2 protein-coding genes and 1 pseudogene are annotated in these 1,835 nt (G+C 41.5%); 1 reads left to right on the top strand and 2 read right to left on the bottom strand.

Features of this window, described 5'->3' with window-relative positions; genetic code table 11:
• Both ACTHS3_RS12160 and ACTHS3_RS12155 read right to left on the bottom strand, forming a co-directional pair.
• A pseudogene (locus ACTHS3_RS12160) lies at positions 1-359 on the bottom strand (hypothetical protein); the annotation flags it as partial.
• A gap of 165 nt (positions 360-524) precedes the next feature.
• Positions 525-809, bottom strand: a complete 285-nt coding sequence (locus ACTHS3_RS12155; protein ID WP_440368054.1) for a PepSY domain-containing protein — start codon at positions 807-809, stop codon at positions 525-527.
• Positions 810-1,040: 231 nt separating this feature from the next.
• Here ACTHS3_RS12155 and ACTHS3_RS12150 point away from each other — a divergent pair, with 231 nt between their 5' ends.
• Entirely contained in the window at positions 1,041-1,793 is a 753-nt protein-coding gene (locus ACTHS3_RS12150) for a PP2C family protein-serine/threonine phosphatase (RefSeq protein ID WP_440368053.1), read from the top strand.
• The last annotated feature ends 42 nt before the right edge of the window (positions 1,794-1,835 follow it).

The raw sequence follows: 1,835 nt of genomic DNA, 5'->3' as shown, positions 1-1,835 counted from the left end.
CGTACGGCGTTGCGGAACATGGTTTCCACGCCCTTATTCGTACCCAACAAATCAGACGCATTTAAATCCTCGGCTTTATCTTTTTTCTTCTTCGCCTTGTCTTTTTTGCGTTTGGCTTTCTTCTCGTTTTTTTCAGACGGCATCTCAGGATGTTCAACTACTCCCTGACCTTCTACCGTTTCCTGAATTTCTACCGCAGCAGCCACAACCTCAACTTCATTTTCAACCACACCGTTTTGACTGTGATTCCAAAAATCAACATCCTGTTGGGATTCGGCAGCTGCGCCGTCGTTTAAAGGTTTTTCATGGTCGCCTATCTGCTTCGGCTGACCATCTTCCTTCCAATCATTCAAACTCATATCATGACTCCCAACATCAAACACTTTGAACTACATGGAAAATAAAAAGGATATTTAGTTCATTTATTTCAGGTAATTTACATGCTGTTTACATTCTTTAAATGCCTAAATAGCAAACTGTCGCAGGACCAAAAGCCCTGCGACAATCTACTTTATATCGAAATATTAATAATCGATGCGCTCTTTGATAATTTGCAAATCAGGGTAAGACAAAACAATGTCGTACTCACGGCCATTTTTAAAAGCCTCAACTTCCAACACAGGCTGACCTCGACGGCTATCGGCATCAACATCATGAACTTGATAGCCGCGTTGTTCCAACATTCTTACGGCTTTAGCACGGTTTTGCTCGAAGTTTTTGTCGCTGTAGATTTTGTGTTCGATGTAATCGCTGGCACCGGCAGTAGCAGCAGACAAAGCAACGATGGCGGTCAATACGAATTTTTTCATGTTTGATTTCCTTTTCAAATGTGTATTCGGGTTTCGATGGATGTATTAAAACATGACAAAATTAGCAGTTAATTAGTACTTGGTTAAACGCAGTAAAGGCCGTCTGAAAACTGTTCAGACGGCCTTGATCCTTAGTCATCAAATTTCAAACGTATTGCCCAAGTGTAAATCCGGAGGGTTAGAAACGATGAAAAGCCTGCAGCGAATATTCACCCAACAAATGGACAAATCATGAACAAATTTTGCGAAATCACCTTTTGCCAACAAATCGGCAGCAACAAACAACACAACCAAGATGCCCTTTTTAACGGCGAACAAGTGTTTCAATATAAACTCAAAACCGCTGAAACACGTCTTGAAACCCGTCCACGCTTTATCATCGGGATAGCTGACGGCATTTCCAATAGCAACCGTCCCGAAAAGGCCAGCAAATCCGCCATGCACCTATTAAGCCGCACAGCCAAACTCAGCCGTCAAACCATCAATCATATACAAGCCGCTTTATCTAAAGAGTTGGCAGAAGATTATTTTGGTTCCTCAACCACTTTTGTTGCCGCAGAAATCGACCAAACCACCGGCAAAACCAAAATCATCAGCGTAGGCGACAGCCGCGCCTATTTGATTGATACACAAGGAAAATGGAAGCAACTGACCCAAGATCACTCGATACTCTCCGAATTACTGGATGGTTCATCGGATAAAAAAGAAGAAGAGTTCGCCACCATATATGGCGGCGTTTCTTCTTATCTAGTAGCAGATTATTCCGAATTCCAAGACAAAATGTGCCATATCGAACTTACGCTTAAAGCAGGAGAAAGCCTGCTGCTTTGTTCAGACGGCCTAAGTGATGGACTATCAGCAGTAATCAGAGAAAAAATTTGGCAACAATATGATAACGATAAGTCTCGTCTGACTGTATTTCGTAAATTAATTGCAAAACAAAGAGTTTATGATGATATGTCGGTAGTAGTTTGCCGATTGTAGTCTATAATGTTTACCTATTTTTCATACTAAAGGGTATCTATA

Source organism: Neisseria sp. P0009.S007 (assembly GCF_051962515.1).
This window is presented reverse-complemented; position numbering and strand designations above follow the sequence as displayed.